This is a genomic window from Alicyclobacillus fructus, assembly GCF_017329605.1.
Classification (GTDB): Bacteria; Bacillota; Bacilli; order Alicyclobacillales; family Alicyclobacillaceae; genus Alicyclobacillus; species Alicyclobacillus fructus.
This window is the reverse complement of the sequence record NZ_JAFMTY010000009.1, coordinates 30792-45274: the sequence shown is the minus strand read 5'-3', so window position 1 is coordinate 45274 and position 14483 is coordinate 30792. Positions and strand designations below refer to the sequence as shown.

Below are 14483 nucleotides of genomic sequence, written 5' to 3'. Positions count from 1 at the left end.
ACGATGGGTTGCTGACGATGGAGGAAATTCGAGAACTCATTCGCTTGCTGGACGACAGCTCGTTGACCGAGCTGGAACTCGAGTTTGAGGATGGGAAGGTGAGGTTGGCCAAGCGGGCCGAATGGGTTTCGTACAACGTGCCTCAGCCCGCGATGCCTGTGGTTCAGACCGCTCCGGCTCCTGCGGCCGCGCCTGCTGCTGGGGCTTCCACTCCTGCTGCGGCGGAGGATCCTGCGTTGCACGTGATCACGTCGCCTATGGTGGGGACGTTCTATCGCGCGCCCGCGCCCGACGCGCCTCCGTTCGTCGATGTGGGTTCGCAGGTCGGGCCCAAGACGGTGGTCTGCATCATCGAGGCGATGAAGCTGATGAACGAGATCGAGGCTGAGGTCTCGGGCGAGATCGTCGAGATCCTGGCCGAGAATGGACAACTGGTCGAGTACGGTCAGCCGCTGTTTAAGGTGCGCCGCACCTGAGGGCGGCATTCGTTCGAAATCTGTCTGGGTGAAGGAGAGCCGTGGATGTTCAAGCGCGTGTTGATCGCGAATCGCGGCGAGATCGCGGTGCGCGTGATCCGAGCATGTCGCGAACTGGGGATTGAGACGGTCGCCGTGTATTCCACGGCGGATCGGGATGCGCTGCACGTGCGCATGGCGGACGAGGCCTACTGCATTGGGCCGCCACCGGCCAAGATGAGCTACCTCAACATCCCCAGCGTGATGTCGGTGGCGACGCTGTGCGGCGTGGATGCGGTGCATCCGGGGTACGGATTTCTCTCGGAGAACAGCGATTTCGCCGAAGCGTGCGAGGCGTGTGGCATCACGTTCATCGGACCAAGCCCGAAGGCCATTGAACTTATGGGCGACAAATCGACGGCGAAGATGACCATGCGCAAGGCGGGGGTGCCGACCGTTCCGGGCAGCGAGGGCCTCGTGGAGTCTCTGGAAGAAGCGCTGGCCATCGCGAATGCGATCGGGTATCCGCTCATTATCAAGGCCACGGCGGGAGGCGGCGGGCGCGGGATCCGCGTCGTGCGCGACGAAGCGGAGCTTCGCAAGGCCTACGATGCGGCGCGGCGAGAGGCGGAAGCGTCGTTTGGCAATTCTGGCATTTACATTGAAAAATATATTGAACGGATGCGCCACGTGGAGATTCAGGTCCTGGCGGATCGCTATGGCCATGTGATTCACCTCGGGGAGCGCGATTGCTCCGTTCAGCGACGTCTTCAGAAGCTGGTCGAGGAATCGCCGTGCCCGGTCATGACGGAAGAAAAGCGCCAGGAGATGGGGGCTGCTGCGGTTCGGGCGGCTCGAGCCGTGGACTACGTCGGAGCGGGCACCGTGGAGTTCATCTACACGCCGGACGGCGACTTCTATTTCATGGAGATGAATACGCGCATTCAGGTTGAGCACCCGGTCACCGAATGGGTCACCGGGGTGGATCTCGTCCGCGAGATGATCCTGGCCGCGGCAGGCGAACCTCTCTCGGTCAAACAGGAGGATATCGTGCTGCGGGGCCATGCCATCGAATGCCGGATCAACGCTGAAGACCCGTTCCGCCAGTTCGCGCCGTCTCCCGGAACCATTCGTTCGTATTTGGCGCCTTCCGGCCCCGGTGTGCGCGTGGATTCGGCCTGTTATCCGGGCTACACCATCCCGCCGTACTACGACTCCATGGTGGCAAAGCTCATTGTCTGGGCGCCGACGCGCGATCAGGCCATCGCCAGGATGCTGTCGGCGCTTAGCGAATACGAGATCGAGGGCATCCAGACGACGATTCCGTTTCACATGGCGCTTCTTCAGCATGAGCGTTTTCGAAAAGGCGACGTATCGACTCGATTTTTGGAGGAAAATCCAATACTCTAGACGAAAGAACGTTAGCATTCCGTTCCATTCTCACGAAGAGCCCGGCGAGGGCCGAGGAGGAAGATGGACATGGCCGACATGGAGTACCCGTTGACCGAGCGCGGTTCGGTTCGCATTTCGGACGAGGTCGTCCAGATCATCGCGGGTGTCGCGGCGAACGAGGTGGACGGCGTCATCGGGACGAGCGGCTCGCTGGCCGGAGGTCTGACCGAGTCCATCACGGGGCGCAAGAACCTGGCGCGAGGGATCAAGGTTCAGTTTGATGAAGCTGCCCGCGCCTGTACCATCGAAGTCTGGGTTCAGCTCCGCTTTGGGGTCAGCATTCCGGAGGTCGGGTATCAGATTCAGGAACACGTCAAATCGTCTGTCGAGACCATGACGGGACTGCGCGTCGATGCGGTGCATGTCCACGTCGTCGGCGTCGCCTTTCAGACGGATACAGAGCGCGCGCAGGATGCGGATCAGATCGGCGCCGCCGCCGGGGAGGATCGCTCCACAGGGGGGATTGCATGAACTTCGGCGATCGATTCCTCTTGTTCCTGTTGTCGCTCGTAGGTCTCGTGCTCGGCGTCCTGTTGGCGCTCCTTGGCGCGGGCGTCATCTCGGTGACGTGGGCTGCGAGCGCCATAACCGCGGAGCCTTGGAACGTCGTCTGTCTCGTCGTGGGCGCGGTGGGAGCTCTGCTGTCCATCCGCTTCCTGTTCTATCGTTCCCGCCGCGGGTCGGGCGGTCCTGCGGAGGCCGTCCTTTTGCCCGGCGATCACGGCCAAATTCGCATCTCCTACGAAACGCTCCGTCAGCTGGCGAACCGACGGGGCTCCCAGTTGAAGGGGGCTGAGTCGTTCGACTCGCGCGTGCGCCAAGGACATGACGGCATTCTGATCGCGTGCCGCATGCAGGTGTTGCCGGACGTCGACATTGCAGCGCTCAGCCGTGAAGCGCAGGCAGCGGTGAAGGAATATGTCGAGCGCACGGCCGGTGTGAAGGTGGAGCGCGTGATCGTCCATGTGACCGAACTGGCTCCGAACGGCCGTGTCGGCAAGGCGTGGACCGGGGCATGAACGCCGTCCGCAGAGTCTGGTTTTGGTTCCGGGGCCTTCCCCGTCGATATCACGGCGCCGTCGCGGGCGTTTTGTTCTGGATTCTTTGGATGATTTTCGGGTTTTGGCGCGTCGTTCTCCTGTTCGTGCTCGCTTTGGTCGGTTACGCGGGAGGGCGCGTCTGGGAAGAGAATCAGAGCTGGCGACGGATCCTGGAACGGCTGTTGTCAGATCGATTTACGGAGTGAAGCCGCTTGACTCGACATGAAGCGAGAGAATGCGCGTTGCAGGCGCTCTGCGTGCTCGATGTTCAGAGCGATCTCGGCTCTCACGAAGCGATAGCGTCGGTGCTGGCTGAGCGCGGCGCCGTCGCCGGGGAAGACTCGACGTACATTGAGAAGCTTGTGAGCGGGACGCGCGGACATCTTGGCGAGATCGACGCCTTGCTGGCCCAGCACATGGAACGCTGGTCGCCCGAGCGCATCGGGCGCGTGGAGCGCAATGTGTTGCGCCTGGCGACGTATGAGCTGTTGTATGAGCCGGAGTTGCCCATTGCGAGCGCCATCGACGAAGCTGTGCGGCTTGCCAAGACGTTTGCGACCGAGCAATCCGGCCGATTCGTCAACGGCGTTCTCGCCAAACTGTTGCCGGCTGTGGCCGAGCGAAAGCGCGAGCAGGTCCCTCACGACGGGCCCGCGGCCGCTTCGGCCGAGCCGGCGGAGGAGGGCGTCGAAGATGGCGCATGACGTGCCTTTGGTGCTGGGCGTGGATACGAGTAACTACACCACCTCGGTGTGCGCCGTGAGCGCAGAGGACGGGCGATTGATGGCCGAGTCCCGCCAACTGCTGCAGGTGCCCCATGGAGAACGCGGTCTGCGCCAAAGCGAGGCCGCGTTTCAACATGTGCGGAATTTTCCCTCGGTGATGGCCGATCTCGTCGACAAGATCGTTTCCCAAGGCGTCCGCCCCGTATGGCGGCGCATTGCCGTGTCGGTCCGCCCGAGGCCGTGGGCGTCCTCCTACATGCCGGTATTCCAAAGCGGCCTCGCAGTGGCGGCGTCGATGGCACAAAGTTTGGGCATTCCTCTCACCCGGACCTCTCATCAAGAAGGACACCTCGCGGCAGCCGAGTACTTTGCGCCGATGCCGAGCGCCCCATTTGTTGCCGTCCATCTGTCGGGCGGCACGTGTGACGTCGTGATCGCGCGGCGGACGTCCTTTGGTTACGCCATCGTGCGGCTCGGCGAATCCCTGGATCTTCATCCGGGTCAGTTTGTCGATCGCGTCGGCGTTGCGCTCGGCCTTCCGTTTCCGGCCGGGCCCCATCTCGAGGATTTGGCCCGACGTTGCGGCGATGCCACGGGCGAGTTGGTGCTGAAGGCGCCGGTCCGCGGCGCCAGCATGAGCTTTTCGGGGCCTTTGACGGCCGCACTGCGGGCGGCGGAGGCGGGCGTCCCACCCCACGAGGTGGCGCGGGCCGTGGAGGCGTGCGTCGCGCGAGCCGTCTCGAAGGCGGTGGAATATGCGCTCCGCCGTTTTGAAACCTCTCGCCACGTCCTCATTGCGGGCGGGGTGGCGTCCAATCGGTTCATCCAGTCTGCCGTTCGATCTCGCCTCGAGCGAAGGGTGCCCGGCGCCGCGGTCGCCTTCGCGCCAGCTGAGTTTGCGCGGGATAACGCGCTTGGCGTGGCGAGCATCGGCTATTGGCGCGAGAGCGGGCTGTAGCCTTTGATGCAAAATCCCAAACAGAAAATTGTCGACAAAGCACATGGGCATTGATAGTCTTTTCGGACCTATCTTGCTATAATGGGGCCCGTAGTGTCGCAAATAAAGGAGGTTCTGCGTTGTCGGAGAACGTGCAGGTTCAAGAGAATGTCACAGACATGCTGATTATCGGCGGAGGGCCCACCGGTCTATTCGCGGCGTTCTACGCGGGGTTGCGCAATTGTTCTTGTAAAATTATTGATAGCCTCCCACAACTGGGTGGACAGCTTGCGATGTTGTACCCCGAAAAGTATATTTACGACGTCGCTGGATTTCCGAAAATTCGCGCTCGCGAGCTGGTCGATCAGCTGATCGAGCAGGCCATGACCTTTAAACCCGGCGTGCATCTGAATGAGTCCGTCGAGCGGCTCGTCAGGCGCGAAGACGGGTTGTTCGAATTGCACACCAATCAGTCGGTCCACGTGGGGAAAGCGGTCATTATCTGCGCCGGTATCGGCGCGTTCACGCCGAGGCCTCTGCCGGCAGAATCTGCCAAACACTTTGAGGGCCGGGGTGTGGCTTACTACATCGACAAAATCGACCAATATCGAGGCAAGCGTGTGCTCGTCATCGGAGGCGGCGACACAGCTGTGGATTACGCGCTCATGTTGGAGGAGGTCGCTGAATCCGTCACGCTCATCCACCGCCGCGACGGATTCCGGGCGCATGAGGACAGTGTCCGCAAGCTGTTCGAGTCCCGCGTGCACGTGAAGACGTTCTACGAGTTGGTCGACGTGCAAGGCGGAAACTGGGTCGAAAAGGCCGTGATCGTCAACAATCAGACGAAACAGCAGGAGGAGCTCGAGGTCGACGCCATCGTCAGCGGTCTTGGGTTTCACGCTTCGCTCGGACCCATCAAGGAGTGGGGACTTGAGATCGAGAAGAACGACATCGTGGTCAACTCAAAGATGGAAACCAATATCCCAGGTGTGTATGCGGCCGGCGACATCGTCACGTATCCGGGCAAACTGAAGCTCATCGCGACGGGCTTCGGCGAAGCGCCGACAGCGGTCAACAATGCCAAGACGTATATCGATCCCAAGGCGAAGTTGTTCCCAGGACACAGCACGAGCATGACGAACCTGGGGCACTGAGGCTCGGGCAGGCTGTTCGGCTCCATGGGTCGGACAGCCTGTCGCTTTCTCTGTGGAATGTCGAGGAGGGACGGCAAACAGATGGCCATCGCGCAGCGGCTGGACGGCAAGTGGGCCGCGGGATGTGTGCAGGCGGATTTGAAACGGAGAGTCGAAGAGCTGACCGCCCTTGGCGTCGTGCCCAAGCTCGTGATGCTGGTTGTCGAGGAGGACGAAGTGTCGCTTGGACACGTGCGGCGGAAGGCTCGCTTTGCGCGTGCGGCGGGAATCGCGGCCGAGATCCGCACGTTCTCGGCGGGCGGCGGCCCCGAGGCGCTTCGCTCCGCGATTGACCACCTGAACGGGGATGATGCGGTGGATGCTGTGTTGGTTCAGTTGCCCCTGCCGCCAGGCTGGGATGAAGTGGAGATTGTGGGGCGGATTCGACCGGACAAGGACGTCGACGGCCTCCATCCGGAAAATCTCGGCCAGGCCGCATTCGGCAGGCCGCGCATCTGGCCCTGCACGGCGCGCGGCGTCGGAGAATTGCTCCGGCGGTATGATCTTCCCGTGCGCGGAAAGGCGGCGTGCGTCGTGGGGAGAAGTGCGCTCGTCGGATGGCCCATCGCCCAATGGTTCATGGCGCACGGGGCGACCGTGGTACAATGTCATCGGCAGACGCCGTCCGTCGCCCATTGGACGCGCCAAGCGGACATTGTCGTGAGCGCCGCGGGGGTGCCTGGTCTGATTCGGGCAGACGACATCCGGCCAGGCGCCGTCGTCGTGGACGTGGGCCTCACGTACGCTGCGGACGGACCCAGGGGCGATGTCGACCCAAGTGTGGCAGAGCGCGCGGCATGGCTCACACCGGTCCCGGGGGGCGTGGGTCCGATGACCATTGCGATGGTTGCGCAGAACACCGTAGATCTCTGCGCGATGCGGCGAGGGGGATGATCAGGATGAACGCGCTGACGCGCGCCGCGGATCAGACGGAGGTCGTGCTTACCGTCACGGAACTCAATCGGCGGATCAAGGAGCGATTGGAGTCGGATCCTCGGCTCGTTCAGTGCCGCGTGGCCGGGGAAATCTCAAATTTTAAGCATCATCCGAGCGGCCACATGTACTTCACGCTCAAGGATGAGACCAGTCGCATCCGCGCGGTGATGTTCAGCAGCCGGAACCGACGCCTGCCGTTTCGGCCGGAAGACGGGATGCGGGTCATCGCGTTCGGCGCGGTCGGCGTCTTCGAGCGAGATGGCCAGTATCAGCTGTACGTCGAGGATCTTGAGCCTGACGGCGTCGGCGCGCTGTTTGTTCGGTTCGAGCAATTGCGGCGGAAACTTGCCGATGAGGGACTCTTTGCGCAAGAACGAAAGCGGCCGCTGCCGCGTTTTCCAGCGCGCGTCGGCGTCGTCACGAGCCCGACCGGTGCGGTCATTCGAGATATTTGCACGACCATCGCACGCCGATATCCGCTGGCTCGGGTCGTTCTCTCCCCGGCCCAGGTTCAAGGCCCGGAGGCGGCGCCCACCATTGTGCGCGCGCTCGAGGTCCTGTACGCCTTGGACCCCAAGGTGGATGTCATTATCGTGGGCCGAGGCGGAGGATCGCTCGAGGAATTGTGGCCGTTCAACGAGGAGATGGTCGTGAGAGCCGTGGCGCGATCGCCCGTGCCCGTGGTCTCGGCGGTCGGACATGAGACCGATGTCACGCTGTGCGATTTCGCGGCCGATGTCCGGGCGGCAACGCCAACAGCAGCGGCGGAACTCGTGTGCCCGCATCAGACGGAACTTCGGGCCTATGTCGATCAAGCGTCGGCCAGGGCGCGCAACGCGGTTCTGGTGAAAGTCGCTTGGGGCCGGGATCGACTCATGGAGATGGCGAGGCGGCCGGTTCTTCGCGAGCCGGCGAGGACCATCGCCGTGAGGCGACAGCTCATCGACTACCTCGAAGCTCGGGTGCGCGAAGCGCAGCGCCGTCCGATAGGGGTGCGGCGCCGCGCCTTGGCCGATTTGGAGCGAAGGCTTCAGCGCGTTCAGGTGGGGGGTTCGATCCAGGCGCGAAGGCAAGCGTTGATGCGGTTCGAACACCAGGTGCGCTCGCTCGTCGGCCGTCAAGTGCATTTCCAAAGCCGCAGACTGGAGGGCGTGATCGGCAAATTGGAGGCGCTGAACCCACTCGCTGTGCTGCGCCGTGGGTACGGCGTGATTCTCGACGAAGACGGCGGGGTCATCACGTCGGTCCGAGCGCTCGCCCCTGGCAGGCGCATCGGGATTCGTATGCACGATGGCACGGTCGAAGCGGAGGTGAAGAGCCGTGGAGGAGATTCGGGAGGTCGAGGCGAACAACTCCGGCTGGACCTTTGAACAGGCCATGCGGCGGCTGGAGGAAATCGTGCGCCAACTGGAGTCGGGCGATCTGCCGCTCGACGCGTCCATCCGGGCTTATGAGGAGTCCATGAGGCTCGTGAAGTTTTGCCGCGAGCAGCTGGACAAAGCGGAGTTCCAGCTCGAGAAGCTCGGTCAGGAACTGGGGGAGGACTCGGTGACTCCGTAATCGACGCTGGCCAAGCCGGAGGTGAGTGCGTTGCAGACGTACCTCGAGGCGTGCAAAGAGACGGTGAACGCCTTCCTCGCGCGCCTGTTTAAACCGACGGGCCTTCATGCCCGGTTGAAGGAAGCGATGAACTACAGCCTGATGGCGGACGGCAAACGCCTTCGGCCCACGCTCGTCATCGCGACGGCCGAGACGTTTGGGGTGCCCAGGGATCGCGTCTTGCCGGCCGCTGCCGCCGTGGAACTCATTCATTGTTATTCGCTCATTCACGACGATCTTCCCTGCATGGATGACGACGACCTCCGGCGCGGTCAACCGACCAATCACGTCGTATTCGGCGAAGCGATGGCCCTCTTGGCCGGAGACGCACTCCTGACCGAGGCCTTCCACCTGCTTGCTCGGCCGATCGAGGGCGTTCCTGCAGAACGCCAGTTGGCGATGATCCGCACGCTCGCATGGCGCGCGGGGGTGGACGGCATGGTCGGCGGACAGGCCGTCGACATCGAGCGAACGGGGGGCCAGGGGACGCTTCAGGACGTCGAATTCATCCATTTGCACAAGACGGCGCGCCTGATTCAGGCGTGCGTCGAGATGGGGGGCTATTTTGTCGATCTCGACGAGGCCGTGCGCGAGGCCCTGTCGACCTATGGGGAATGCCTTGGCCTCGCGTTTCAAATGATTGACGACGTGTTGGACGTGACCGCTTCCACGGAGCAACTGGGGAAGACCGCGGGCAAGGACGTCGAAGAAGGCAAGCTCACCTATCCGCGCTTTGTGGGTGTGGAACACACGCGCAACTTGGCTCGCGAGGTCATTCGCCGCGGCGAGCGGGCGCTTGATCAGGTGGGCGTGCGGTCGGAGCCCCTCGCGGCCTTGCAGGCGCTTATCGTCGATCGGGATCGGTGACCTTCGGGCTTCGCGTGAGCGGACGGGATCCCAGTGTCTCCCTCTGCGAGGACGGGAGCGGCTGTGGTATAATGGCAAGTGACGGAGTCCGACGAAACGTCCCTGCGGGTGGCGCAGTATTCTAGTCAACCGTCCGCGCCTGAAGACGGGGCTAAAAATCCGTCAAAGGGCACATCGATGAAGTTCCTGGTGTGGGCTTGGGGCGCCCAGCCCTGGGCTCATGCTGGGAGTTAAGAAGGTTGGGCAGCCCGCAATGGCATGCGGGACGCGACCCAGCCTTCGCGGAGGCCCAAGTTCGTAGCTGGAACCATGGTTTTTTGCTATGGCTTGGGGTATGAACCTGCATGCGGAGGCAATCTGTGTGCAGCGTAGCCTGCCTTGAGTGGTACTGAAGGATCCCAGGAATTCAGGTGGTCGGCCGCGGCCACGGCGCGATCACCGGTGCTGGGTGAAATCCGTACTGCAAAAGAGGCTAGGGCGCGGGAGCGGTTGTCGCGGAAAACGCCTAGACTGTTCGCCACGAGGCGAGGCTCCCTGAGGATTATAGTGTGGACTAAGTGGTAATCCAGTCCGGCCGTCGGCGACGCGGCCGAGGCGCTCTGAAAGGGAAACCGCCGGGACGGCGACGTCTCGGTGAGCGCTTGGGAAAACCTACTGGACCTAAGCCACAGCGTTTACTCAGGGAGTTGCCACCCGGGTAGGAATACATACACACCATCATGGGCGCCGCTCTGCGCGGCGGCGCCAAGGGAGTTCGCGTGAGAAAGACGACGTCCAAAACCGCAAATTACGCGTTCGCGTTGACGATTGCCGCACTGACTTTGCCCATCAGTGCGGTTTTCGATACCTCGACCATTTTTTTGAATGCCGCGCGCTGGTACGTGGGTGCGTCCATCGTGGTCGTGATCGTGCTGGTGGGAGCCCTGTTCGACATGCTGGGGATGGCGGCCGCGGCTGCGCGCGAGACCCCGTTTCACGCCATGGCGGCCGAGCGCGTGTTTGGCGCCCGTCGGGCCATCATGATTGTTCGAAACGCCGAAAAGGTCTCGAGCGTCTGCAGCGATGTGATTGGGGATATCGCCGGCGTTCTGAGCGGCGCGGGGGCGCTGGCTGTCAGCGTTCAAGTGATCCAGGCGATTCAGGCGCACGGTTGGGCGCCCGAGGCGTTGCGCATCGGCATCACGGCGGTCATCACCTCGCTCACGGTTGGCGGCAAGGCCATCGGGAAGACGGTGGCCATTCATTCGCCGACGCCCATCATCTTGTTTGCGGCGCGCGTGTGGGAATCGTTTTCGGTGATGATCGGACGGCCGGAGCGATCGCGCAAGCGCAAGCCTCGTCGCGGGGAACGGGGGCGGAACGGTTGAACAAGACGAGGCTTGACGTCTTGCTGTTGGAGCGAGGGTTGTTTGCAAGCCGGGAAGCGGCCCGGCGCGCGATTATGGCTGGGCTCGTGCGGGTGGATGGTGAGCGGGCTGACAAGCCCGGGCTGAAGGTCGCGCCGAACGTGCGAGTCGATGTGGAGCGGCGGGATCGCGAATACGCTTCGCGAGGCGGGTTCAAACTGGAGCGCGCGCTCGACCGGTTTCAAATCCCGGTTCATGGCCGTGTCGCCATCGACGTCGGGGCGTCGACAGGCGGATTCACGGACTGCCTGCTGCAGCGCGGTGCTCGCTTGGTGTACGCGGTCGACGTGGGGTACGGCCAGCTTGCGTGGCGACTGCGCCAGGATGGGAGGGTGCGCGTGATGGAGCGCACCAATTTTCGCTATGTCGATCCCGCCGGATTCGATCCCCGTCCCGACCTCGCGGTGATGGATGTTTCTTTTATTTCCATTCGGATTTTGTTTCCCAAGTTTTCCGAGGTATGTCTCCCTGACGCGGACATCGTGTCTTTGATCAAGCCTCAGTTCGAGGCTGGGCGCGATCGCGTCGGCAAAGGTGGCATTGTCCGAGATGCCGAGGTTCATCGAGCCGTGCTCCTGGACATCCTGAAGAGTATCGAATCCATGGGATGGTGCTGCCGGGGGCTGGATTACTCGCCCATCGCCGGTGGCGACGGAAACCTCGAATTTCTCGGGTGGTTTCGCATGCACCCGGATCCCGAGGAGACCGCGCGATGGATGGGCGAGATCGATCGCGTCGTCGGCGACGCATGGGCCTCGTTGAAGGGTGGCACCGCTCCGAACGGGGGCTCGGCATGATTTCAGGACTTGCGCTGGTGTGTGCGCTTGTGGCCATCGGAGTGTTTCTCCGGTCGCTTGGCGGGGCGCTTTGGAGTGGCGATGAAGAGACCCCAGTGGAAGGTCTCAAGACGATGGGGCGGAAGTGGCTCGAAGCGAATGGGTACGAGCTTGTCAAGGGGAGCGAACGGGTCACGCATGTGACGCGGGTGGCATCCGTCCGATTGTCCGGGTCTGTGCGTCCGGATTTCATTGCGCGCAAGGAAGGGCGGGAGTATGCTGTTTTTGTTCGCACAGAGCCGGCATCCGAAGAGGAACTGCATGAGCGTTACGCGCTGGCCGCCTTGTTGCACGGGGCGCGCGGCGCGGTCGTGATCGACGTGATGCAGGAGTCCGTTCAGACCGCGGTGTACGAATGGAACCGTCCGCGTCACGTTCGGCGCCGGGAGGCGGCACGACGCGTCCTGTGGGCGCTTTGCGGCGCGCTTGTGGCGCTTGTCGCGTGGAAGCACGGGTGAGGATGGGGGAGGACGTTGCGCCAAATAGGCCTCTTATACAATGTCCACAAGCAGGAAGCGTGTTCGGTCCGGACCGACATCTGTCGCCAGCTGGAACGCACGGGGATTCGCGTGATCGACGTGCCCATCGATCACGACACCGCCATCGTCGAAACGCATCCGGAACTCAAATCGTGCGAGCTGGTCATCGTGCTCGGCGGGGACGGCACGCTGCTCGGTGTGGCTCGTCAACTGTCCCCGTTTCATGTGCCGATGTTCGGGGTGAACATCGGCCACCTTGGGTTTTTGACGGAATCGGAACCTTCGCAACTGGAAATTGCGCTGGAACGAATCTTGGCAGGGGAATACAATCTGGAAACGCGTCTGATGCTCGAGGCGTTTGTGTACCGGGATCTCCGGGAGATTGCCCGTTTCACGGCCCTGAACGACATCGGGGTGGGTAAGGGCTCGTTTGCGCGCATGGTCACCCTTGACGTCCACGTCGATGACGTGTACGTGGACACGTACACGGGGGACGGAATGATCGTCGCGACGCCCACGGGCTCGACCGCATACTCCTTGTCGTGCGGCGGGCCGATTGTGAGCCCTCATCTGCAGGTGATGGTCCTGACACCCGTTTGTCCCCACACGCTGTTTTCGAGGCCGTGCGTGATCGACGCGTCCTCGTGGGTGAGGCTGTCCGTGCACGCTCGACATGGAGATGTGGAACTCGCCGTGGACGGACAGGAGGGCATGCGCCTCTTGGCTGGAGACGAGGTCTTGGTTCGGAAGGCCCCGTTTCAGGCGACGCTCGTGCGCTTGCCGGACCGCGAGTTTTTCGGCGTGCTCCGCAGCAAGCTCCACGGGGATCCATCGTCGAACTGAGGGGGCGTGCAACATGCTGCAGGAGTTGTACGTGCGCCATTTCGTTCTCATTGACGAGCTGCGTCTGCACCTGGATCGCGGGCTGCACGTGCTCACCGGTGAGACGGGCGCGGGCAAGTCTCTCGTGCTGGATGCGACGCGCGCCATCCTGGGCGGGCGAGTTCCGGGGGCACTGCCTGCCAGCGGCGCTGAGCCAGCCGTCGTGGAGGCGGTGTTCGACATCGCGGAGAACGATGCCGCCCAGCTTCTGCTCGAGTCTTGGGGCATTGATCACGCCGGCGAGATTGTCATCTCGCGCACGTTTCACGCGAACGGCCGGGCGCAAAACCGCGTGAATGGCCGATCCGTCACGGTCCAGATGCTTCGAGAACTCGGAGACACGTTGGTGGAGTTGCAAGATCAGCACGAATCGATGGCGCTCATGACGTCGCCGTATCAGCGCCGCCTGGTCGATCTCTACGGTCAGCACGCGGATCTCGCGGCATCTTGCGCCGAGGCGTATCGCATGTGGCAGGACGCGTTGCGCCGCTTGCGCGAGGCTCAGGTGTCAGAGCGCGAGCGCGCGCAACAGGTCGATCTGTACGCGCTCCAGGTTCGCGAATTGGAAGAGGCAAGGATCACGCCTGGGGAAGAAGACCAGTTGCGCGCCGAGCGCGATCGCCTGAAGCGCGAGCAACAGGTCGCCGAATCCTTGGCGCAAATCGCGTCTTTGCTGGACGACGGAGCGGGCGGCGCCATCGGCCGCCTTCAGGCGGCCGAGCGCATCGCCGACACGTTATCTTCAGCGAGCGATCGCGCCGCGGAAATCGCCTCCCTGCTCGAGACAGCCCGCGTGCACGCTGAAGAGGCGTCCTTCACGCTCCACCGCTTCTTATCTCGCGTGTCGCACGATCCGGCGCGGCTGGAGCAAATCGAGGAACGGCTGGCGCTCATCCGCCGACTGTCGCGGAAGTACGGATCGACGACCGAAGAAATGCTCGCACACCTGGAACGCGCCCGCGCGCAGCTTCAAGCCTGGACAAACCACGAGGAGCGCCTGGCCGAGCTGGAGGCCGAGGTCGCGCAGCGGGAGTCGTCGTATCGCGAGCTGGCGGAGCAGCTTCACGAAGCGCGGGTTCGAGCGGCTCGGTCGCTCGCCGAGGCCATCACGCGGTCGCTGCGTCGGCTCGCCATGGTGCATGCGGAATGTGAGATCGACGTGCGCCGGCGGGAGGACGCGCCGAGCGAACATGGTTTGGACGACATCCGCTTTCTGTTTCGCGCAAATCCCGGACAACCCTTGATGCCCTTGCAGAAAGTTGCATCTGGTGGCGAGCTTTCGCGCATGCTACTCGCAGTGAAGGTCGTGATCGCGAACCTCGAACGGACCGACACGCTGGTCTTTGACGAGATCGACCAGGGCGTGAGCGGAGAGGCCGCGCTCCGCGTGGCGGAGTTGCTGCGCGAGCTCGGTCAGGAGAAGCAGGTCCTCTGTGTCACGCATTCGCCGCAAGTCGCCGCAGCCGGTCACGTGCACTACCTGGTCGCGAAAGAATCAAACGCCAACCGCGCCCTGTCGCGCCTCGAAAGGCTGGATGAAAACGGCCGCATCCAGGAGATCGCGCGGCTTCTCGGTTCCGATTTGTCCGACGAGACAGCCCGCGTGCATGCGCGCGCGCTCTTGGAAAGCTTCCGAAGCCAGTCCACGTGACGGCGGTTCGGGGAGCTTTTTGCGA

General features: G+C 63.0%; 17 protein-coding genes. All 17 read left to right on the top strand.

The window, feature by feature from the left end:
- The first annotated feature begins 8 nt into the window (after positions 1–8).
- The 17 genes from accB to recN all read left to right on the top strand — a co-directional run bounded on the left by accB (position 9) and on the right by recN (position 14458).
- Entirely contained in the window at positions 9–476 is a 468-nt protein-coding gene (accB, locus tag J3481_RS06305; protein WP_206831009.1) for an acetyl-CoA carboxylase biotin carboxyl carrier protein, read from the top strand.
- 45 nt (positions 477–521) lie between these two features.
- Complete coding sequence (gene accC / locus J3481_RS06300; RefSeq protein ID WP_206831008.1) at positions 522–1865, top strand: acetyl-CoA carboxylase biotin carboxylase subunit; 1344 nt, start codon at positions 522–524, stop codon at positions 1863–1865.
- A gap of 69 nt (positions 1866–1934) precedes the next feature.
- Positions 1935–2378 (top strand): Asp23/Gls24 family envelope stress response protein, encoded by a 444-nt coding sequence (locus J3481_RS06295; RefSeq protein ID WP_206831007.1) that lies wholly within the window; start codon positions 1935–1937, stop codon positions 2376–2378.
- A complete protein-coding gene (amaP, locus tag J3481_RS06290) occupies positions 2375–2926 on the top strand; it encodes an alkaline shock response membrane anchor protein AmaP (protein ID WP_206831006.1) in 552 nt (183 codons plus the stop codon). The genes J3481_RS06295 and amaP overlap by 4 nt, the downstream gene beginning before the upstream one ends.
- Positions 2923–3153 (top strand): DUF2273 domain-containing protein, encoded by a 231-nt coding sequence (locus tag J3481_RS06285; RefSeq protein WP_206831005.1) that lies wholly within the window; start codon positions 2923–2925, stop codon positions 3151–3153. The genes amaP and J3481_RS06285 overlap by 4 nt, the downstream gene beginning before the upstream one ends.
- Before the next feature lie 6 nt (positions 3154–3159).
- Positions 3160–3651, top strand: coding sequence for a transcription antitermination factor NusB (gene nusB, locus J3481_RS06280; protein WP_206831004.1), 492 nt, complete (start codon positions 3160–3162; stop codon positions 3649–3651).
- Positions 3641–4630, top strand: a complete 990-nt coding sequence (locus J3481_RS06275; RefSeq protein WP_206831003.1) for a tRNA (adenosine(37)-N6)-threonylcarbamoyltransferase complex transferase subunit TsaD — start codon at positions 3641–3643, stop codon at positions 4628–4630. Before nusB ends, J3481_RS06275 begins: the two co-directional genes overlap by 11 nt.
- Positions 4631–4749: 119 nt before the next feature.
- Positions 4750–5763, top strand: coding sequence for an NAD(P)/FAD-dependent oxidoreductase (locus J3481_RS06270; RefSeq protein ID WP_206831002.1), 1014 nt, complete (start codon positions 4750–4752; stop codon positions 5761–5763).
- Positions 5764–5844: 81 nt separating this feature from the next.
- Positions 5845–6696, top strand: a complete 852-nt coding sequence (locus J3481_RS06265) for a bifunctional 5,10-methylenetetrahydrofolate dehydrogenase/5,10-methenyltetrahydrofolate cyclohydrolase (RefSeq protein WP_206831001.1) — start codon at positions 5845–5847, stop codon at positions 6694–6696.
- Between the two features lie 5 nt (positions 6697–6701).
- A complete protein-coding gene (gene xseA / locus J3481_RS06260) occupies positions 6702–8108 on the top strand; it encodes an exodeoxyribonuclease VII large subunit (protein ID WP_206831000.1) in 1407 nt (468 codons plus the stop codon).
- Positions 8059–8298: an exodeoxyribonuclease VII small subunit gene (xseB, locus tag J3481_RS06255; RefSeq protein WP_407929320.1), complete on the top strand. Its 240-nt coding sequence runs from the start codon at positions 8059–8061 to the stop codon at positions 8296–8298. The genes xseA and xseB overlap by 50 nt, the downstream gene beginning before the upstream one ends.
- A gap of 21 nt (positions 8299–8319) precedes the next feature.
- A complete protein-coding gene (locus tag J3481_RS06250) occupies positions 8320–9204 on the top strand; it encodes a polyprenyl synthetase family protein (protein ID WP_328702050.1) in 885 nt (294 codons plus the stop codon).
- A gap of 758 nt (positions 9205–9962) precedes the next feature.
- Positions 9963–10571 (top strand): CNNM metal transporter family protein, encoded by a 609-nt coding sequence (locus tag J3481_RS06245; RefSeq protein ID WP_206830998.1) that lies wholly within the window; start codon positions 9963–9965, stop codon positions 10569–10571.
- A complete protein-coding gene (locus tag J3481_RS06240) occupies positions 10568–11407 on the top strand; it encodes a TlyA family RNA methyltransferase (RefSeq protein WP_206830997.1) in 840 nt (279 codons plus the stop codon). The genes J3481_RS06245 and J3481_RS06240 overlap by 4 nt, the downstream gene beginning before the upstream one ends.
- Positions 11404–11904 carry a hypothetical protein gene (locus tag J3481_RS06235; RefSeq protein ID WP_206830996.1) on the top strand — a complete coding sequence of 167 codons (501 nt, stop codon included), beginning with the start codon at positions 11404–11406 and terminating at the stop codon, positions 11902–11904. Before J3481_RS06240 ends, J3481_RS06235 begins: the two co-directional genes overlap by 4 nt.
- 15 nt (positions 11905–11919) lie before the next feature.
- Positions 11920–12768, top strand: coding sequence for an NAD(+)/NADH kinase (locus tag J3481_RS06230; RefSeq protein ID WP_206830995.1), 849 nt, complete (start codon positions 11920–11922; stop codon positions 12766–12768).
- A 13-nt stretch (positions 12769–12781) separates the two neighbouring features.
- On the top strand, positions 12782–14458 hold the full coding sequence (gene recN / locus J3481_RS06225; RefSeq protein WP_206830994.1) for a DNA repair protein RecN: 1677 nt from the start codon (positions 12782–12784) through the stop codon (positions 14456–14458).
- Positions 14459–14483: the final 25 nt, after the last annotated feature.